We start from the raw sequence: 18,198 nt of genomic DNA, 5'->3' as shown, positions 1-18,198 counted from the left end.
TTGAGATCACATCCGTTGTAGCTTACCAAGCAGACATGATTCACAGACTATCGGCCATCGCCGGCTGGCTAGCGCTCGGCTTCGTCGTCTTTGCGACGCTGTCGCCAATTGACGCCCGCCCCTCACTCGCAACCCCGCATCTGGAACACTTCGCCGCCTTTGCGCTGATCGGCCTTGCCTTCGCGCTGGCTTATCCCAACCGCGTCTTGCTGGTTTTTGCGATTGTAGTCGGTGCCGCGGTCGGCCTCGAGATGCTTCAGCTGTTAACGCCCGACCGTCACGGCCGTGCCGCTGACGCCTTGGTGAAGGCGCTCGGAGCAATCAGCGGAATCTGTATCGGGCAGATGGTCTCGTTCCTGCTTCGCCTGAAGCCGATCCAGAGCGACAACTCGATCTGAGATGGCAAGCCGGGCGGCATCGTCCGGCTGCTCGGCATGCGCCGTCGCGAGACGATGCGAAAGCTAGAACGCGCGGCGGGTATGGCCGAACATCGAGATGCGCGGCCCAATGGTCGCGAACTGCGCCCGTCGCCGATGCGACCGCCACGCGCAAATGACGTAACCGGCCAGAAATCCCGTCACGAAGATCGAGGACTGAAGGAAGAGAGTGAGCATCGCGTGCATCCGGTTATCCCCCCGCGCTTATCAATCGCCCGGATCAGGGCGACATGATGATTTAAGCGGAAAACTCACCCTGCATCGTCTTGCCATGAGATCGCAACGATCCGGGCAAATTCTCACCGCGTGATCATGGCGCGATTCGCGATCGCTGAAAAACCGGATTAGCACGGATACCGGAATAACACGGGGACCAGTCACGACGGCCAGCTTCAGGCTGTTCCGCGGAACCCGTTCAGGTGCGGAAGAACACGAACCAGACAACACCCAGGATCAAAACGGCAAGTCCGGTCGAGACGGCCAGCAGCGCCAACACCGACGGTCCGGGTTCGCCCTGCCGTGCCTCCGTCGGAGTTTCCACGACGCGGTGTTCTTGTTGCACTGCCATGATAGCCTCAATCCACTTTGAGGGCTGCCCCGTTCTCTAGCTTTGCGGCACGCGGGAGCAACGCCCGATTTTCGATCATGTTCCGGTCCGTTCCAACCGTGATCGGCCGTGTCGAGCGTTGGATCAGGGCGCCTCACGCGTTTGGCCGGCCCCCTCTTTCGGCCGCAACTCTGGTGCGGTTAACGCCGTTATCAGAATCCCGCCCGGGCTTGTTCAAAAAGGAACCGTGCGGTGGTATCGTCGGATTTTTCGTGTTGCGTCTGAGGAGTATCCCATGGCCCCCCGTGCCAATTGGAAGGGTTTCCTGCGGCTTTCGCTGGTCACCTGCCCTGTCGCGCTTTATCCCGCGACGTCGGACACCGAGAAGGTCTCCTTCAACCAGATCAACCGAAAGACCGGCCACCGCATCAAATATGCCAAGGTAGATGCCGATACGGGCGAGGAAGTCGCCTCCGAGGATATCGTCAAGGGCTACAAGGTCGATACCGATACCTACATCGAGGTTTCGAAGGAAGAACTCGAAGACGTCGCGCTGGAATCCACCCATACGATCGAAATCGACGAATTCGTTCCCAAGGCCGATATCGACAGCCGCTACCTGATCCGCCCCTATTACCTCGTGCCCGACGGCAAGGTAGGTCACGACGCGTTTGCCGTGATCCGCGAAACCATTCGCAGCATGAACAAGGTTGCGATCGGCCGCGTGGTGCTCACCAATCGCGAGCACATCGTGGCGCTGGAACCGCTGGGTCAGGGCCTGATGGGAACTCTGTTGCGCTACCCTTACGAGGTGCGCAACGAAAACGAGTATTTTGACGACATCCAGAGCGTCAAAGTCACCAAAGACATGCTGGATCTTGCCAAGCACATCGTGGAAAAGAAATCCGCCTCGTTCGAACCCGAGAAGTTCGAGGATCACTATGAGACCGCGCTGATCGATCTCATCAACAAAAAGCGCGCAGGTATTCGTCCCACCGCCAAGGCCACCCCCAAGACCGCCGGCAATGTGATCAACCTGATGGATGCGCTCAAGCGCAGCCTCGCCACCGAGCGGCAGGCGCCCGCCCCGGCCACCAAGGCAAAGGGCAAGAAGCCGAAGAAACGCATCGAAGGCCAGCGCGAGATGCTGCTGCCGATCAGCGGCAAACGAGCGGCGAAAGAAGAAGCCAAAGCCGACACCAGAGCGGCGCCCGCAAAAAAGCCCGCACGTGGTTCCGCGCGGGCAAGAAAAGCAGGATAGAAGCGGAAGCTGCTATTTCAACGACGCGTTGACCGACGTGAACTTGCCGCTGAGCGTCGAGCCGATGCCGTTGACCGCCGTGAGAATCACGATGCTGAGGCCGGCGGCAATGAGGCAATATTCGATTGCCGTCGCACCGCTTTCGTCCCGGAAAAACCGTGAAACCAACACTGACATCCCAAACTCCTGCCCGCTCGATCCGAGCACTTGCATGCATCGCCTTCCACTGACGGCGGAATGTAAATCCGATTGGTTACGGCTGCCTTGAAGAAGAGCCTGAATGGGCCATTAATTGTAGCGGCCTCGGGCGCTCGATTTCCAGATAACCCATTGTCCGTGATGGATAAATCAGACCCGTGCACCGCTGGCGGACACGGCCGGCGGCGATTTTTTGTCGCGAGCAGGCCGTCTTGCATAGGTCGGCGCCGGACGCCGTGAGAGCTCCATAACCTCGATGCCCTCGACGGCACAAGGCCGGGAAAAGCATGATTTGGGTCAAGCGGCCGGACCCGCAACCGCTTAGATTCTTGGACGTTCAAAACCGGTTTGTCTCATGAGATCCGCTGAAACCAACCGCCCTCGACTGCGAATTCGCAGCGTCAATCTCGATACCGGCCGGGAGAACGTCGTGGTGCTTTCCCGGCAATCAAAGGCATTGCGGGCGGAGATCTTCCGTGGATTTAGCCGGGTCGAATTGCGCTGCGACTCGAAAGCCATGCTTGCTACCCTTCTCATCACCGACGACGATACACTCGTCGGGCCCGACGAAATCGGCCTCGCCGAGCCTGCGTTGCGACGCTTCGCCGAGCCAGTCGGCAGCTCGGTGACAGTTACGCCGGCCACACCGCCCGAAAGCCTCGAAGCCGTGAGGTCCAAGATCCGTGGGCAGGCGCTGGATGCGCGGCAGATCGCTGCCATTGTCCAGGACCTCACACACTACCGCTATTCCGACATGGAGATCGTGGCGTTCCTGATCGGGTCGGCCAGCTTCATGACCAGTGACGAACTGATCGCGCTGACCGGCGCCATGGCCGGTGCCGGGACGAAGCTGAAATGGGCCGATCCGATCGTCGTCGACAAACATTGCATCGGAGGCATTCCCGGCAATCGCACGTCGATGGTCGTCGTGCCGATCGTGGCGGCGCACGGACTGCCGATCCCAAAATCCTCCTCACGCGCCATCACCTCTCCTGCCGGCACCGCCGATACCATGGAGGTGCTGGCGCGGGTCAATGTCGGCGCCGAAGAAATGAAAGCGATCGTCGCGGCGTGCAACGGCTGTCTAGTCTGGGGCGGGCACGTCAATTTGTCGCCGGCCGACGACATCCTGATCTCCGTGGAGCGACCGCTCGGCGTCGACACGCGCGAGCAGATGGTCGCGTCCATCATGTCAAAAAAGATCGCTGCCGGTTCCACCCACCTCCTGATCGACATTCCCGTCGGCCCGAGCACCAAGATCGTCAATAGCGCGGAAGCGATGCGGCTCCGCAAACTGTTCGAATTCGTGGGCGACCGCTTTGGCATCGCGGTGGAGGTGATTACCACCGATGGCCGCCAGCCGATCGGAAACGGAATCGGGCCGATTCTCGAAGCCCAGGATGTCATGGCCGTGCTCGCGAACGAGCCGGCCGCTCCGACTGATCTGCGGGAAAAATCCCTGCGGCTGGCAGCCCATCTCCTGGAATACGACCCCCGGCTTCGCGGCGGTGCCGGTTACGCCCGCGCCCGCGATCTGCTCGAAAGCGGCGCAGCGCTCAGACAGATGCACAAGATCATCGACGCGCAAGGTCCGTCAAATTGTCGAACGCAACTCGGAGAACTGACCCATGACGTGCTGGCCGACCGCGACGGCGTGGTCTCTGGCATCGACTGTCTGCAAATGAACCGTCTGGCGCGAACCGCCGGCGCGCCGCTCGAAAAAGGCGCCGGCATCCGCTTGTTCAAAAAGATCGGCGACCGTGTCGAGGCCGGCGAGCCGCTTTATCGGATCTACACGTTTGGCTCGTCCGAGCGCGATCTTGCGGTGACGAACTCGAGAGCCGCCACCGGCTATGCGATCGGGAACTTGCCCCTGCTGCCAGGCGAGACCAGGCCGTGAATCATGCCGTCATGCAGAGTTTGCCAGACAGTGCCGGCAATGCCTCGCGCCTCGCCTCGCAGCTCGGCATCCCGTTCCATGAAATCGCCTTGCATTGGTTTCCGGACAGGGAAACGCGGGTGACGGTGGGACCTTCCGCACCTACCACCATTCTTTATGCGTCACTCGATCAGCCAAACGACAAATTGATCGCACTGTTATTCGCGTGCGAAGCGCTGCGGCGGGCGGGAACGAGACGGCTCGTGCTGCTGGCGCCTTATCTCTGCTACATGCGCCAGGACGTCGCCTTCAGCGAGGGTGAGGCGATCAGTCAGAAAGCCATCGGCCGACTTCTCACCGGCCTCGCCGATCGCATCATCACGACCGATGCTCACCTGCATCGGACCCACGATATCCGCACCATCTTCCCAGGCATCGAGGCGGAAAATCTGTCCGCGATGCCGGCAATTGCAAACACGTTGCGCCGATCGGGCCTGGACCCCGCCACCATCGTAATCGGCCCCGACAAGGAGTCCGAACCATGGGTCAGCGACCTCGCTGGGCGCCTCGGGCTGTCCTGGACGGTTGCACAAAAAGTTCGGCACGGGGACAAAGAGGTGGAGATATCCTTCTCCGATCCAGCATCGATGGCGGCCCGGCCGGCATTGCTCGTCGATGACATCGTTTCATCCGGCGCCACCTTGATCGCCTGCGCAAGGGCGCTCGCCGCGGCAGGCGCAACGACAGTCGATGCCGTCATCACGCACGCGCTTTTCCCGGCAGCGCTGACAAGCAGCTTCACAGCGGCCGGAATTCGCTCCGTCCGATCGACCACGAGTGTATCCCACCCCACGAACGCAATTCCCCTCGACGACATTTTTGCGGCTGCGCTGCGCCGCGAGTTGGACGGCGATGGCTGTCCGGGAGTCAAAGCATGACCGCAACGATCCGATTTTGTGGTGCAGCGCGCACCGTAACCGGCGCATGCTTCCTGCTCGAAACCGGTTCGGGACGCTTGCTGATCGATTGTGGGCTGTTTCAGGGGCAGAAGACACTCAAGGAGCTGAATTACGGGGCGTTTCCATTTCGGCCTGCGGATATCGACGCCGTGCTTTTGACCCATGCCCATATCGATCACTGCGGATTGCTGCCGAAACTCGTGCGTGACGGCTTTGCCGGCAAGATCCTGGCCACGCAAGGAACGATCGATCTCTGCTCCTATATGCTGCCAGACGCCGGGAGCATTCAGGAATCGGAAGTCGTTGCGCTCAATCGGCGCAATTCGGCGCGCGGCAGGGCGGAGGTCAACCCGATCTATACCCAGGCCGACGCCGTGAGGTCGCTGGAATCCTTTCGGCCTGTCGAGTACGAAACATGGGTCAGCGCCATACGCGGTGTCCGCGCTCGCTACTGGAATGCCGGCCACCTGCTCGGATCCGCCTCGATTGAGATCGAAATCGAAGACGAGAATTCCAGCCGGCCGCCGTTGCGCCTTCTCGTCTCAGGCGATATCGGACCGGACGCCAAGCTGCTCGAGCCGGATCCGAAGGCACCGTCGGGGTTCGACTACGTCATTTCGGAGGCGACCTACGGGGACAGAATTCGCGAAGTCACAACGCCGCAACAACGCCGAGCTCGACTTGCGGCCGAGGTGCGCGAGGCGGCTGCGGCCAGGGGCGCGCTCCTGATTCCAGCCTTCGCGGTCGAAAGAACCCAGGAACTGATCGTCGATCTGGTCGATCTGATGGAACGTGGCGAGATTGCACCGGCTCCCATTTTCCTGGATTCGCCGCTGGCCATTCACGCAACCGAGGTGTTCCGGAAGCACGCGGCAAGCCTCGATGCCGCTGCCGACGTCAACCGGCTTTTCAATTCGTCGCATCTGCGATTTACCGAAAGCGTCGACGAAAGCAAATCGATCGCCAGACTGACTGGGTTTCATATCATCATGGCCGCCAGCGGCATGTGCGATGCCGGCCGGATCCGCCACCATCTCAAGCGCTGGCTTTGGAATAACCGGGCTACCGTGCTTCTGGTCGGCTATCAGGCTCACGGCACGCTCGGCCGCTTTCTTCAGGACGGTGCAAAAGCAGTCCGAATCCAGGGTGAGGAGATCAAGGTCGCGGCCCGCATCCGCATGATGGACGACTATTCAGGCCATGCGGACGGGCTGGAGATCGCACGGTGGATCGCCGCGCGCCGTCCGATTCAGAAAGGTCTCTTTCTCGTTCACGGCGAGGAGCAGGCGATCGCGGGACTCGCCGAGCGCCTTTCCGAACGAATTGTTCCGGCAGCAAAGCTGTATCAGCCGGTGCTGGACGACATATATGACCTGTCGGGTACCACGCCATCTTTGCTGGATATCGGTCGTCGCCGGCGGCTTGCGCCGGAAGCGGTCACCCACCTCGACTGGCACAACGAGATGTCGAAGTTACTGCTCGATATCAACGATCAGGTCCAAGCGGCCGCCGACGACCGCGCCCGCGGCGTCATTATCCGAAGGCTTCGACGCGCGTTGGTCGGCGAGGACAAACCTTCCTAGCGCGGAATAGGCGCTCCCGGATTTTACTCGATCAGGTCGGACGCTTGCGAAGGTCCAGCCAGTGGCCGTTCTTCCATCAGGGCCATGGCTATCGACGCGATAATCATCAGGGCGGCCGCGGCCCCGAACACATAGCGGAACGCGGCGATCATATCGGCCGCGGAGATCGAGGTGACGGTGCCGCGATGTTCGCCCGAAAACGAGATGTCCGCGCCAAGCGCTGTCAGCAGAACCGCCGAAAACACCGCGACCGTGAACGAGGCCATCAGCGCGCGGAAGAAGTTCGTTGCACCGGTGATGGTGCCGACCTGTGATCGTGCGACCGCATTCTGCGAGGAGACGGTGGAAACCGGAAACGCCGTGCCCAGCCCGAGCGAGAAGATCGACAGCAGTGCCAACAGCAGCCATAGCGGCATCGGCGCGAACATCATCGCCGCTGCCGTCGCGGCGGCGACCAGGGTTCCGGTGATCGCCACCCATTTGTAATGCTTCGCACGCGCCATGGTGCGTCCGGCAATTGCGGCACCAAGGGTTGAAATCGCGGCGAGCGGAATCAAGCCCATGCCCGCTTCGCTGGCGCTGAGGTGATACACGCCCTCGTAATAGAGCGGCAAATAGACGGTCAGGCCAAGCATCGCGCCCATGGCGCAGCCGCCGCATACCATCGCGTAAGGCACCACCGTGCCTCCCATCAGCGACAGCGGCAGGAACGGCTCCCTGGCGCGCGAGGCATGCCACACGAAGGCAAAGGTGAGCGCGGCCGAGGCGCCAATCATCGCCATGATCGTAGGCGACAGCCAGAGATAGCGCGTGCCGCCCCAGGTCAGCACCAGCATCACCATGACGGCGGCCGCCATCAGCAAGACGCCGCCGAGCCAGTCGACTTCGCGGCGCCGGTGGAAAACCGGAATCCGGCCCATCTTCGGCAGCAGCATCGCCATCGAGCTGAGCCCGAGCGGCACATTGATCCAGAAGATCATCGACCAGTGCAGATGTTCGGCGAACACGCCGCCGAGAATCGGTCCGCCGATTCCCGCCGCCATCCAGACGCCGCTGAAATAGGCCTGATACTGGCCGCGCTCGCGCGGCGTCACCACGTCGGCAATCACGGTCTGCACGATCGGCAGAATACCGCCGCCGCCAAGGCCCTGAAGCCCGCGTGCGATGATCAGGATCGGCATGTTGGGCGCGACCGCGCACAGGATCGAGCCGACGACAAACAGGCTCATCGACGTGATGATCGTGGCGCGGCGGCCATAAATATCGCTCAGCGTGCCGAACACCGGCGCAACCGCGGTCGAGGCCAATAGATAGGCCGTAATCACCCATGACAGGCTGGAAACGTCGCCGAATTGCCGGCCGATCGTCGGCAACGCCGTCGCGACGATGGTCTGGTCGAGGGCGGCCAGAAACATCGTCAACATCAGGCTCGTCAAAATGGTGCGGACTTCGCTTGGCGTGAGCGGTGCCGGAGGCGCGATCGGCGGCGCGTCGCTGACGTCTGGAATGTCGGAAGGCGCAACCGTGGGTTCGACGGCGAGGCTGTCGGACAACGTCTGCTGATCGGCCGATGGACGGCCCTGCCGTTCGAACTTGTTCATACCGAATAGAGCTGGGAGGGGAACCGGGTTTGGCCGCTATTTAGGCCGCGAATCGAGGTCGGGGCAGCGGGTCGGGCGCATGGGTGCGTCCCGATTGAAGCGAACACATCAGCGCGAGGATATTACCGCGACGATGATGGGCGCTTTTTCAGGCGGGCGCGCTTGGGCAGAACGGCCGGCCAGCTCACGATATGGTCCTCGAGATCCTCGTCCGCGATCTCGTTCTCCGTCCCCTGCACCCGTCCGCGCACGGAAACGCCGGCCTCGTGAACCGTGTTGCGATCGCCTGAAATCAGGGGATGCCACCAATAGAGGTCGCGGCCTTCGGCCACCAGACGATAGGCGCAGCTTGGCGGCAGCCAATTCAGCGTACGCACATTGGCCGGCGTCAGTCTGACGCAGTCCGGAACCTGCTCGGAACGATGCTCATAATCCTTGCACGCACAAAGACCTGCATCGAGAAGCTTGCAGGAAACGTGAGTGAAGTAGATTTTCCCGGTATCTTCGTCCTCGAGCTTTTCCAGGCAACAGCGGGCACAGCCGTCGCAGAGGCTCTCCCACTCCGCATCCGACATTTCTTCCAACGTCTTGGTTTTCCAGAAGAATCCTTCCTGTGCGGAAGGAGGCTTTGGCTTTGCGGTCATGATTTGCGCTGTCTTGGACGGATTCGGCTGCTTTTCGTTCTAGGGGCTGCGCCTACATCCACGCAAGCGCGGAATTGGTGGTTCCGCCAGAGCCGGATCACGTTATCCCTCCCGGTGAATATGTAAGGCCAGCCATTGGTTTATCGTCCCCGCTCGGTTAGATAAGGGGTACGGCACCGAATGCCTTGGGTTTGCCGCAACAACCCTTAAGATTTGAAATTCGTGCACCGCCGGCGGTGAGACGACTTCAAACCGAAAAAGACAACCGAATTCCGGATTCAGGTAACCCCTGCCCGTGCGCAAGATCGACCTCGCCGAGTGGAGAAAGAAGATCCGGCACCGGATGCTGGATCTGGACGCGCGCATCGACTCGACGCTGTTCTCGACCGGCAAGGGCGCCCGCGAACTCTATGAGCGCTACTCCGCCTTCATGGACCGCTTCTATGTCGGCCGCTGGAAGCGCTGGGTCTTCATCGAGCCGCTGTCGGAAGCCGCAACGCTTGGGCTCGGCGGCCTGGTCCTGATGCTGGCGCTCGCGGTGCCGGCCTTCCGCGAGACCGCCGATGAAGACTGGCTGAAGAAATCCGATCTCGCGGTCTCCTTCCTCGATCGTTATGGCAATCCGATCGGCAGCCGCGGCATCAAGCACAACGACTCGATCCCGCTGGAGGATTTTCCCGACGTTCTGATCAAGGCGACGCTGGCGACCGAAGACCGCCGCTTCTACGACCATTTCGGCATTGACGTTGCCGGCACCTTGCGCGCGATCGTGACCAACGCGCAGGCCGGCGGCGTGCGCCAGGGCGGTTCGTCGATCACCCAGCAGCTGGCGAAAAACCTGTTCCTCTCCAACGAGCGGACCATCGAGCGCAAGGTCAACGAAGCGTTCCTGGCGGTCTGGCTGGAAACGCGGCTCACCAAGAATGAAATCCTGAAGCTCTATCTCGATCGCGCCTATATGGGCGGCGGCACCTTCGGCGTCGACGGCGCGGCGCATTTCTATTTCAACAAGTCGGCGCGCGATGTGAATCTTGCGGAAGCGGCGATGCTGGCGGGCCTGTTCAAGGCTCCCACCAAATACGCGCCCCACATCAACTTGCCGGCCGCGCGCGCCCGCGCCAACGTCGTGCTCGACAATCTGGTCGACGCCGGCTTCATGACCGAAGGCCAGGTATTCGGCGCACGGCGTAATCCTGCGACAGCGGTCGACCGGCGCGATGAGAATTCGCCGAACTACTATCTCGACTGGGCCTTCGACGAAATGCGCAAGCTCGTCGACACTTTCCCGAAATCCTACAATGAGCGCGTTTTCGTGGTGCGTACCGCGATCGATATGAACGTGCAGCGCGCGGCCGAAGAAGCCATCGAAAACCAGCTCCGCCAGTTCGGCCGCGATTACCACGCAACACAGGCGGCCACCGTCGTCGCAGATCTTGACGGCGGCATCCGTGCGATGGTCGGCGGCCGGGACTACGGCGCCAGCCAGTTCAACCGCGCGACCGACGCCTACCGCCAGCCCGGCTCTTCGTTCAAGCCCTATGTCTATACGACCGCACTGCTCAATGGCTTCAAGCCGACCTCGATCGTGGTCGACGGCCCGGTTTGCATCGGCAACTGGTGCCCGCAGAACTATGGCCATTCCTATTCCGGTGCGGTCACGCTGACGCAGGCGATCACCCGCTCGATCAACGTGGTTCCGGTGAAGCTGTCGATCGCGCTCGGCGGCAAGGCGCCGAACCCCGCCAAGGTCGGGCGGGCCAAGATCGTGGAAGTGGCCCGCCGCTTCGGCATCAAGGCGCCGCTGCCGGACACGCCGTCATTGCCGATCGGCTCTGACGAAGTCACGGTGGTCGAACATGCGGTCGCCTACGCGACCTTCCCGAATAAAGGCAAATCCGTCACGCCGCATGCGGTGCTGGAAGTACGCACCGGTGCCGGCGATCTGGTCTGGCGCTTCGACCGCGACGGCAAGAAGCCGGTACAGGCGATCCCGGCCGCGACTGCGGCCGACATGGCCCAGATGATGAGCCACGTGGTCAGCGAAGGCACCGCGCGCCGCGCCGCGCTCGACGGCATTCCGACCGCCGGCAAAACCGGCACCACCAACGCGTATCGAGACGCCTGGTTTGTCGGCTACACCGGCAACTTCACCTGCGCGGTCTGGTACGGCAACGACGACTACTCGCCCACCAATCGCATGACCGGAGGCTCGCTGCCGGCGCAGACCTGGCACGACATCATGGTCGCCGCGCATCAGGGCGTCGAGATCAAGGAGCTAGCGGGCGTCGGCATGGGCACGAAACTGCAGCCCGCGCCTGGGTCGGCCGTCATGGCCGCCAATGGCGGTCCGAAGCCGCAGGAGATCAAACCGCCGCCGGTCCTCACCAAGCGCGGGGCGGACATTCTGGTGCGCGTTGAAAAATTGCTGGATGATGCGGCCAAGACCGCTGACGAACCGGCCAAGCCGGCGCGATCGACTTCCGCGACTCCGGCCAGTGTTAACGAGAGCTTTGCTTCGGCGTCGCCCGGCAGCGCTGCGGTTCCGGCCGCATCGCGCAAGAACTGACGTAATCGCGTGCGCCTGATATTCGTCACTTTGCTGGCCCTGATCCTCGCCGCCTCCGTCGGCCTCGGCGCGACATGGATGACCGCAACGCGCGGCACCGATCTCGGTACACTGACCATCGGTGCCTGGACTGCCCGGCCCAAGACCGGAACCGCCGATGTCGACCCCTATTCGCGCGCCTCGATCGCCCGCAGCGGCGAACTGCCGGTTGGCACCGGCGACGGCGTCGCATTCCTCGCCACGCGGGACGATCGCAAGCGGCCGCTGGATGGCCGCTGCGACGTGGTGGTGAGTGGTATTACGCCGCCGGCACGGTTCTGGACCCTGACGCTTTACGACAGCAAGGGGCGGCTGGTGGCCAACTCGTTGCAACGTTATGGCTTCACCAGCCAGGAAATCATCCGCGGTGCGGACGGCTCGTTCGAGGTGCGGGTGGCGTCGCGCTCGCGCGCCGGAAACTGGCTTCCGACCGGCGGCATTGAACGCTACACGCTGGTGCTGCGGCTCTACGACACGCCGGTCGGGGTCGCGACGCGCACGCAGCGCGACGCGCCGATGCCCGCCATTTCGACCGAGCGCTGCTCATGATCCGGCTGCTCTTCACCATCATCGCCGGCGTGGTGCTGGGCGGCATCGTGCATCTGGTCAGCGTGCTGGCGCTGCCGCGCATCGCAACCCAGGATGCCTATTCCCGCCTCGCACCGATCACCAAGCTCAACGCGGTGACACCGCTGCCGCAGCCCGACCCGGCAACGGCCCCTTTGCCCTTCATGGACCCTGCCTTTGCCGTTGCGGTCTGCCGTTACGATCTGTCGGGAGGACCGATCAAGCTCACGGTTCCGGTGAGCCAGGCCTACACGTCGGTCTCGTTCTACACGCGTAACGAACTCGCCTATTATGCCATCAACGACCGTTCCGCCGGACGCAAGGTGATCGAGCTCGATCTGATGACCGAAGCCCAGCACGCCGCGCTGCCGGAGGATGAAGACGTGACGGCGGCGGACCGGCTGATCATCGATTCGCCGAGCACGTCCGGATTGATCGTGATGAAGGCGCTGGCGCCGGAGCCGAGCCTGATGCCGCAAGCGCTTGCCTCGCTCTCCGCCTCGAGTTGCAAGGTGCAGACCGAGCCGATGCCGGCCAAACGCTGATTCCGCAGCGTATCGACCTTCGGCCTACCCCGTTCAGCCGCGCGTGGAAATCGCGACTCCGTTGACGGGCTGCGTGGTGACCGGAGGATTGGCAGCAAGTGCGGCAAGCTCGTTGATCAGCCGATCGGCCTCGGCGGCGATGTTGTCAGGTCCTTGCACCACCAGCCGCTCCAGCGCCCAGCGATATGACGAAATCCGCCGTTCCTGGCACTGCTGCACCCACTGCACGATCAAGGTATTTTCGTCCATGCGGGCAACAGCGTCCGCACGCTCGCGCGGCGATAATTGCGAGACATGCGCCATGCTGGCGTTGCGCTTGCGGTCGAGTTCGAGCACCCGCGCTGCGGTCGCGTAGAATGGCTCGAAGCGGGTAATGTCATCGCGCACGTCATCGATCAATTGCGAATAACGCGAGGCGTCCGAACGGTGCGGCTCATCGATGAGCGCGCGGCCATAGGCGGTACGATCAAAAACCACCTTGTGCCGCCACGGAGAGGCGATCGCCTGATAATCGCCAAATACCGCCTTCCAGGCCGGCCGTGAATGCGGCGGTTCGATCACGGGATAGGCCTGATCGCGAAGCTGCCGTTCGTAGTCGGTCAGTTGGAACTGCGAGGCCCTCAGGCCGACGCTGCCGGTTGCTTCAGCCCCGAGCCAACGATGCATGTCGTCGTTGCGAAAATCCTCGCGGGTCCGCCCGAAATCACCACCACTGCAGCCAGCCAGCATCACGGCTGTGGTCAGCAACATCGAAGCCGACAGGCAAGCCGATATCCTCCGTCGGTGCTGGATCAAACGAGCTATGCCCGACATGTCGCTTCAACGGCGCCGGCGGCGACGACCGGGCGCTGTGCCCTGCTCCGGTCCGCGGTCGCCGCTGGTTTCATCAACCTGCCGCTCGATCCGGATGACCGGGAGGATGACCACCGTTCCCCGGACGCCGTTGCCGGCATCATCCATGGTTGACCCCAGCCGCCGCGAAGCCGCATCCGCTGGAAATTCAATGACGGTCCCCATGTGTCTCAACTCTCTCCGGCTGCCACTCTCATGCGACTTGTGGCGACGGGCGTCATTAAGATCAAAACGTGGTTAACGGCATCTTAATGCGAGGACTGATCGATTTGGCCACGCCCATTCTGCAACCGAGCGCAGCCAAAATGGCACAATGAGCACGTAGCCATTTCACGGATTGTTTTCCTTAACGCGGTGTTAAAGCAACCGGTCTAGTCTTTCGCGAGTTTGAATCAGTCGCGTATCTCCGACATGACCACGCCTCCACTATTCTCAGGCTTCGACGGTTTGATGAACCTCTCCCGCCGAGAGGGCGTCGATATCCGACCCACCCTGCTTCGGGTCCTCGCCGACCTCTATGTTCAGACGAGCACCCACAGCGAAGAGGAAGCCCGACAGTTCGTCGAGCTTACCTCCCGCCTGATCGATCAGGTGGATGACGCCACGCGCGCGGCCGTGCGCGCCCGGCTCGCGCTCTACCCGGCAACGCCAGCGCCCGTCCTGAAACAACTGGGAATTCAGCCCGCCAGTCCGGACCAACCGGTGCCGCTGGCTCGCGAAATCCAGCGGGCCGACAGTGGCCTTGCATCACAACCGCCCAGGGACGAAGCGCAGTTGCGCGCGGTCTTGACGCTCTCGATGCAGCCCAAGGACGCGGCGGAAATCAGCGGATTGTTTTTCGGCGCAAGTTCGACCGAACGCGCCATGATCCTGCACAACCTCTCTGAAACACCATTGAAGCCTTCGGCCCGCATTCCCGCAAAACGCGCAGCCCGCGCGATCGAGGCCCTGGAGATGGCCGCCTGGGTCTCAGATCTCGAAAGCTTTACGCTCGAACTCGGCGAGACGCTGATTCTGCCCTGGAAGATCGCGACCCAGGTGGTCAACGAACCGACCGGCGAACCGCTCGCCTGCGCCGCCAAGGCGCTTGGAATGCCGGGGCCGGTCTTTCAGCGCGTTTTGCTTTTCCTCAAGCCGGACATAGGCAGTTCGGTTCACACAGTCTATCGGCTTTCGCGACTTTATGACGTGCTCAAGGAGCAGTCGGCGCTGATCATGCTGGCCGCATGGCGCGGTTCGACGATCGCCACGACGCGTGCGAAATATCGTTCCGGCCTTTACGACGACGAGCGCAGCCGTGCGCGGAGCGGGCCGGCGCAGACGAGACCGGTTACACAGCCGGCGCCCGGCGTCGCGCCTCTTCGAACCGGTTCGTCGCAGAATTCCGGACGCTAGCTGGCTCAGTCCCGTGACAGATCGAGAAAGTGCCGGCCGGCGCGATCCTCGGTCTCCACGATCCAGGCGTCCGGATCAAACCGGACTTCCTTTTGCAGACGCGCCTCCACGGCGGGCTCCGGCAATGGCTCTTTCGAGATCGGCATGAAGAAGCGCTCGATCGGCCGCGACTCGTCGTAAACCGTCTGCGGTGCCGGCACGTAAAGCATGGCGTTGCCGTCCATCAGCGCCACCTTGACGAACACCGCACCCGCCTCCTCCGCGCCACGCCGGCGCACCGCACCGAACACGCCCGCGGTCTGGCAGCGGCGCAAATAGGCCGCAACCCATATGGCTGATTTCAATCGCATGAACCGACGATAGGCCAGCCGATGCCACGAAGCTAGTGCAACGACACTCGCCCGGTCAGCTTGAAAGGAGAAGACCAATCGGTGATGTTGAGCGTCACCAAACCATTCAGAGCTACTCGATCGGATGCCCGATCATCGCAGCCAGTTCACGCACCAGGCGATCGGACACTTGTCCGGTGACCGGAAGCTTCCGTGTTCTTTCGAACTTCTGAATCGCGGCCTGGGTGTCGGCTCCGGCGACGCCCGTCGGCTTTAGCTGGCCGTAGCCATACTCGGTCAGCGCGCGCTGCACCGCCGCCACGCGGTGCGGCCCGGAAAGCGGCACGCTCTCGGCGTGGGAAGATACCGGCACCGTCATCGGCGGCCGCGGAATATTGGCGTTCGCAGGCTGTACGGTGCTCGTCGTCTTGACGAGGTTGGTCAGGGCGTCGGCGGCCTTCGGATCGGCGGGGCGCGGTTCGGGCGGCGACACATCGGCCTCGGCGGGCCGCGGCCGCGGCATCGGATTGGCCGGGACCGAAGCAACGGCCGGCAAAGTAACGACCGTGCCGAACATCGGCGCCGGGTGACGTCCGGCTTGCATGAACAGCGCATTGATCAGAATTGCGCAGATGGCGACGAACGCGAGCGCGCCCGCAATCACATCCTTCGGACTGTGGAGAAAAATGCGCATGGCAAGGCCATGCTCGGAATCCGGCTCGGGTGCGGCTTGCTTTGCACGGCGGCGGCGCGGCATTTCATCGTCGAGGTTCGGTTTCCTAGGCACTTTTCTTCACCTGAAGCGCTTGTTCTGCCGTGGCGGGTCGCACCATGGGGGCGAGCGTCGCGACATTGCTGTTGGGTTGGGCCGCCTGCGGCGTCAATGGCAGCGTCACCGTAACCGTGGTGCCCTCGTCGATCTTGCTCTGCACGGTCATCTCACCACCATGCAATGCGACGAGAGTCTTGACGATCGACAGCCCAAGTCCGGTGCCTTCGTGCCGGCGCTGATAGGTCGTGCCCGCCTGAAAGAAGGGATCGCCGATCCGCTTGAGATCGTCGGCCGTGATGCCAACGCCGGTATCGGCGACGCGAACCACGAGGCGACCACCGTCAATACTGGCGGACACCGTCACGGTGCCGCCGCGCTCGGTGAATTTGACGGCATTGGAAACGAGGTTGAGCACGATCTGCTTGAATGCGCGGGGGTCACCGATCATGACCGGCAAATCATCCGCGGCCCGGGTGACCAGGTCGATCCCGCTCTCGCGGGCCTTCAAGGCCAGAAGGCTGCAGCAGTTGGTGAGGGCGGCCCTCGGCGAGAAAGGCTCCGGCATGATTTCGAAATTGCCGGATTCCATTTTCGACATATCGAGGATGCCATTGACAACCGACAGCAGATGCTGGCCGGAATCGTTGATGAGCTGGGCGTACTCCCTGCGGCGTGCCGCATCCAGCATCAAGGTGTCTTCCTGCATGATCATTTCGGAGAAGCCGATGATCGCGTTCAGCGGCGTGCGCAGTTCATGGCTCATAGTGGCCAGGAAGCGGGTCTTCGACGCATCGGCCCGCTCCGCTGCCGTTCGCGCCAGATCCAGTGCGTGCTCCTGGTTTTTCCGATCGGTGACGTCGCGCATTACGGCAACGACTTCCGACTCGGATGGTTTTGAGGTCGTGACTTGTTCCAGCGGACGGCACCGCATTTCGACCCAGATGAAGTTTACCTGACCGGCTTGTCCGCCCTCGCGGCCGCGTGGGGCATCCCGCCTGAGGCGGAACTCGACGCTTTGCGCAACACCGCCGCGCGCGGCTTCCGAAAGCGCCGTGAGATAGGCCGGACGATCGGCGACATGAACCCGGTCAAACAGGCCATAACCGATCAAACCGGAGGCCGGCGTTCCCAACAGCATCTCTGCCGCCGGCGATATGAAGCGGACTGCGCCGTTGCGGTGATGGCGGGAGATCACATCGCTCATATTGTGCGCCAAAAGCCGATAGCGCTCTTCCTCGGTATAAAGCAACGAAGCGCTGGTGCGCGCCAGCAGTTCGGCACCGAATGCGAGGCCTGCGGCATAGAGCGTCGCCGATGCGACGGCGAATGCGGTCAGCACGGCGCGCAAGTCGGCGCCCACATCGGCCTCCGGCAGTACTTGGAAATGGCTGAGAACGATCAACAGCGCGACGCAGACCAAAGCCAGCGCGCAGGCAAACGCCACCACGCGGCGCGAGGCCGAATTCGCAGCCTCCATCGGCACGACGACCAGCCAGATTGCCGCAAAGGAGCCGATCCCGCCGGTGACCGAGGCAAGCGTCATGATCAAGCCGGCAAAGGCAAGTGAGGACAGCAGACAAGCGCCCTCATAGCGGCCGGTGCGAGACAGGAACCAGGACAGCAGAATCGGCACGATCAACCAGGCAAAGGCAGCGACCGCAAACGCGGTCGGTGCGCCATGCATGGCGAGGTAGACCGGAAATGCCGCAAAGGCGGTCAGGCTTCCCAGCAGCCGCGGGGCGATGAAAGCCCGATGGCGGGCGCGTGCGAGCACATCGTAGCGCGCTGACGGGTGCAGCAGCGCATCTAGGCAATCGCGAATGGTACTCAGAACACTCACAGCTTCGCTTTTCGCCTGCGCGTCGAACAGACGCCCCGGACCCGTCCCCCTTGTCGTGGTCGCAACCTGTCAGAGCGACCTTAAACGAACGCTAAGGCGGCGGGAGATTGCGGCCAAAGACCGTATCTCCACGGCGCTTTCGGCCTCTGAAGCGCCGGCCTATCAACGCGAATGGTGAACGGCA

At 62.5% G+C, this 18,198-nt stretch carries 19 protein-coding genes; 9 read left to right on the top strand and 10 right to left on the bottom strand.

All coding sequences use genetic code 11. The features are described from left to right. The first annotated feature begins 35 nt into the window (after window positions 1–35). The gene (locus VFL62_RS15160) at window positions 36–398 is read left to right on the top strand and encodes a VanZ family protein (RefSeq protein WP_325173196.1); all 363 of its coding nucleotides are present in this window, start codon (window positions 36–38) and stop codon (window positions 396–398) included. A 63-nt stretch (window positions 399–461) separates the two neighbouring features. Here VFL62_RS15160 and VFL62_RS15155 read toward each other — a convergent pair whose 3' ends face one another. Then, on the bottom strand, window positions 462–614 hold the full coding sequence (locus VFL62_RS15155; protein WP_325173195.1) for a hypothetical protein: 153 nt from the start codon (window positions 612–614) through the stop codon (window positions 462–464). Window positions 615–852: 238 nt separating this feature from the next. Continuing rightward, a complete protein-coding gene (locus VFL62_RS15150; protein WP_325173194.1) occupies window positions 853–1,005 on the bottom strand; it encodes a hypothetical protein in 153 nt (50 codons plus the stop codon). Window positions 1,006–1,279: 274 nt separating this feature from the next. On the opposite strand from VFL62_RS15150, the gene VFL62_RS15145 reads away from it, so the two are divergent. Further along, a complete protein-coding gene (locus tag VFL62_RS15145) occupies window positions 1,280–2,245 on the top strand; it encodes a Ku protein (protein ID WP_325173193.1) in 966 nt (321 codons plus the stop codon). A gap of 12 nt (window positions 2,246–2,257) precedes the next feature. Here the strand turns inward: VFL62_RS15145 and VFL62_RS15140 are convergent, their stop codons facing one another. Then, on the bottom strand, window positions 2,258–2,422 hold the full coding sequence (locus tag VFL62_RS15140) for a Flp family type IVb pilin (protein WP_325173229.1): 165 nt from the start codon (window positions 2,420–2,422) through the stop codon (window positions 2,258–2,260). A 376-nt stretch (window positions 2,423–2,798) separates the two neighbouring features. Between VFL62_RS15140 and VFL62_RS15135 the strand changes: the two genes are divergently transcribed. Genes VFL62_RS15135 through VFL62_RS15125 form a run of 3 tightly spaced genes read left to right on the top strand, consistent with a single transcriptional unit; the run spans window position 2,799 to window position 6,864 of the window. Continuing rightward, window positions 2,799–4,343 carry a thymidine phosphorylase family protein gene (locus tag VFL62_RS15135; RefSeq protein ID WP_325173192.1) on the top strand — a complete coding sequence of 515 codons (1,545 nt, stop codon included), beginning with the start codon at window positions 2,799–2,801 and terminating at the stop codon, window positions 4,341–4,343. Between the two features lie 11 nt (window positions 4,344–4,354). Further along, window positions 4,355–5,260 (top strand): ribose-phosphate diphosphokinase, encoded by a 906-nt coding sequence (locus VFL62_RS15130; RefSeq protein WP_325173191.1) that lies wholly within the window; start codon window positions 4,355–4,357, stop codon window positions 5,258–5,260. Continuing rightward, the gene (locus VFL62_RS15125; RefSeq protein WP_325173190.1) at window positions 5,257–6,864 is read left to right on the top strand and encodes an MBL fold metallo-hydrolase; all 1,608 of its coding nucleotides are present in this window, start codon (window positions 5,257–5,259) and stop codon (window positions 6,862–6,864) included. Before VFL62_RS15130 ends, VFL62_RS15125 begins: the two co-directional genes overlap by 4 nt. 23 nt (window positions 6,865–6,887) lie before the next feature. Here the strand turns inward: VFL62_RS15125 and VFL62_RS15120 are convergent, their stop codons facing one another. Beyond that, window positions 6,888–8,465: an MDR family MFS transporter gene (locus VFL62_RS15120; RefSeq protein WP_325173189.1), complete on the bottom strand. Its 1,578-nt coding sequence runs from the start codon at window positions 8,463–8,465 to the stop codon at window positions 6,888–6,890. A 122-nt stretch (window positions 8,466–8,587) separates the two neighbouring features. After that, window positions 8,588–9,109, bottom strand: coding sequence for a YcgN family cysteine cluster protein (locus VFL62_RS15115; protein ID WP_325173188.1), 522 nt, complete (start codon window positions 9,107–9,109; stop codon window positions 8,588–8,590). 343 nt (window positions 9,110–9,452) lie between these two features. Here VFL62_RS15115 and VFL62_RS15110 point away from each other — a divergent pair, with 343 nt between their 5' ends. The 3 genes from VFL62_RS15110 to VFL62_RS15100 are packed head-to-tail and all read left to right on the top strand — an operon-like array spanning window position 9,453 to window position 12,826. Beyond that, on the top strand, window positions 9,453–11,675 hold the full coding sequence (locus tag VFL62_RS15110) for a transglycosylase domain-containing protein (protein ID WP_414644731.1): 2,223 nt from the start codon (window positions 9,453–9,455) through the stop codon (window positions 11,673–11,675). Between the two features lie 9 nt (window positions 11,676–11,684). Next, on the top strand, window positions 11,685–12,263 hold the full coding sequence (locus tag VFL62_RS15105) for a DUF1214 domain-containing protein (RefSeq protein WP_325173186.1): 579 nt from the start codon (window positions 11,685–11,687) through the stop codon (window positions 12,261–12,263). Further along, entirely contained in the window at window positions 12,260–12,826 is a 567-nt protein-coding gene (locus VFL62_RS15100; RefSeq protein ID WP_325173185.1) for a DUF1254 domain-containing protein, read from the top strand. The genes VFL62_RS15105 and VFL62_RS15100 overlap by 4 nt, the downstream gene beginning before the upstream one ends. 33 nt (window positions 12,827–12,859) lie before the next feature. Here VFL62_RS15100 and VFL62_RS15095 read toward each other — a convergent pair whose 3' ends face one another. Both VFL62_RS15095 and VFL62_RS15090 read right to left on the bottom strand, forming a co-directional pair. Continuing rightward, a complete protein-coding gene (locus tag VFL62_RS15095) occupies window positions 12,860–13,576 on the bottom strand; it encodes a hypothetical protein (protein ID WP_325173184.1) in 717 nt (238 codons plus the stop codon). Window positions 13,577–13,645: 69 nt separating this feature from the next. Next, window positions 13,646–13,843 carry a hypothetical protein gene (locus VFL62_RS15090; RefSeq protein ID WP_325173183.1) on the bottom strand — a complete coding sequence of 66 codons (198 nt, stop codon included), beginning with the start codon at window positions 13,841–13,843 and terminating at the stop codon, window positions 13,646–13,648. A 285-nt stretch (window positions 13,844–14,128) separates the two neighbouring features. Here VFL62_RS15090 and VFL62_RS15085 point away from each other — a divergent pair, with 285 nt between their 5' ends. Then, a complete protein-coding gene (locus tag VFL62_RS15085; RefSeq protein ID WP_325173182.1) occupies window positions 14,129–15,073 on the top strand; it encodes a DUF2336 domain-containing protein in 945 nt (314 codons plus the stop codon). A gap of 5 nt (window positions 15,074–15,078) precedes the next feature. Here the strand turns inward: VFL62_RS15085 and VFL62_RS15080 are convergent, their stop codons facing one another. The 3 genes from VFL62_RS15080 to VFL62_RS15070 form a co-directional block, all read right to left on the bottom strand. After that, window positions 15,079–15,423 (bottom strand): DUF1491 family protein, encoded by a 345-nt coding sequence (locus VFL62_RS15080; RefSeq protein ID WP_325173181.1) that lies wholly within the window; start codon window positions 15,421–15,423, stop codon window positions 15,079–15,081. Window positions 15,424–15,535: 112 nt separating this feature from the next. Beyond that, a complete protein-coding gene (locus tag VFL62_RS15075; protein WP_325173180.1) occupies window positions 15,536–16,189 on the bottom strand; it encodes a peptidoglycan-binding domain-containing protein in 654 nt (217 codons plus the stop codon). Further along, entirely contained in the window at window positions 16,182–18,014 is a 1,833-nt protein-coding gene (locus VFL62_RS15070; protein WP_325173179.1) for an ATP-binding protein, read from the bottom strand. The genes VFL62_RS15075 and VFL62_RS15070 overlap by 8 nt, the downstream gene beginning before the upstream one ends. Between the last annotated feature and the right edge of the window lie 184 nt (window positions 18,015–18,198).

The sequence above is a fragment of the Bradyrhizobium sp. genome (assembly GCF_035701725.1).
Taxonomy (GTDB): domain Bacteria; phylum Pseudomonadota; class Alphaproteobacteria; order Rhizobiales; family Xanthobacteraceae; genus Bradyrhizobium.
This window is presented reverse-complemented; position numbering and strand designations above follow the sequence as displayed.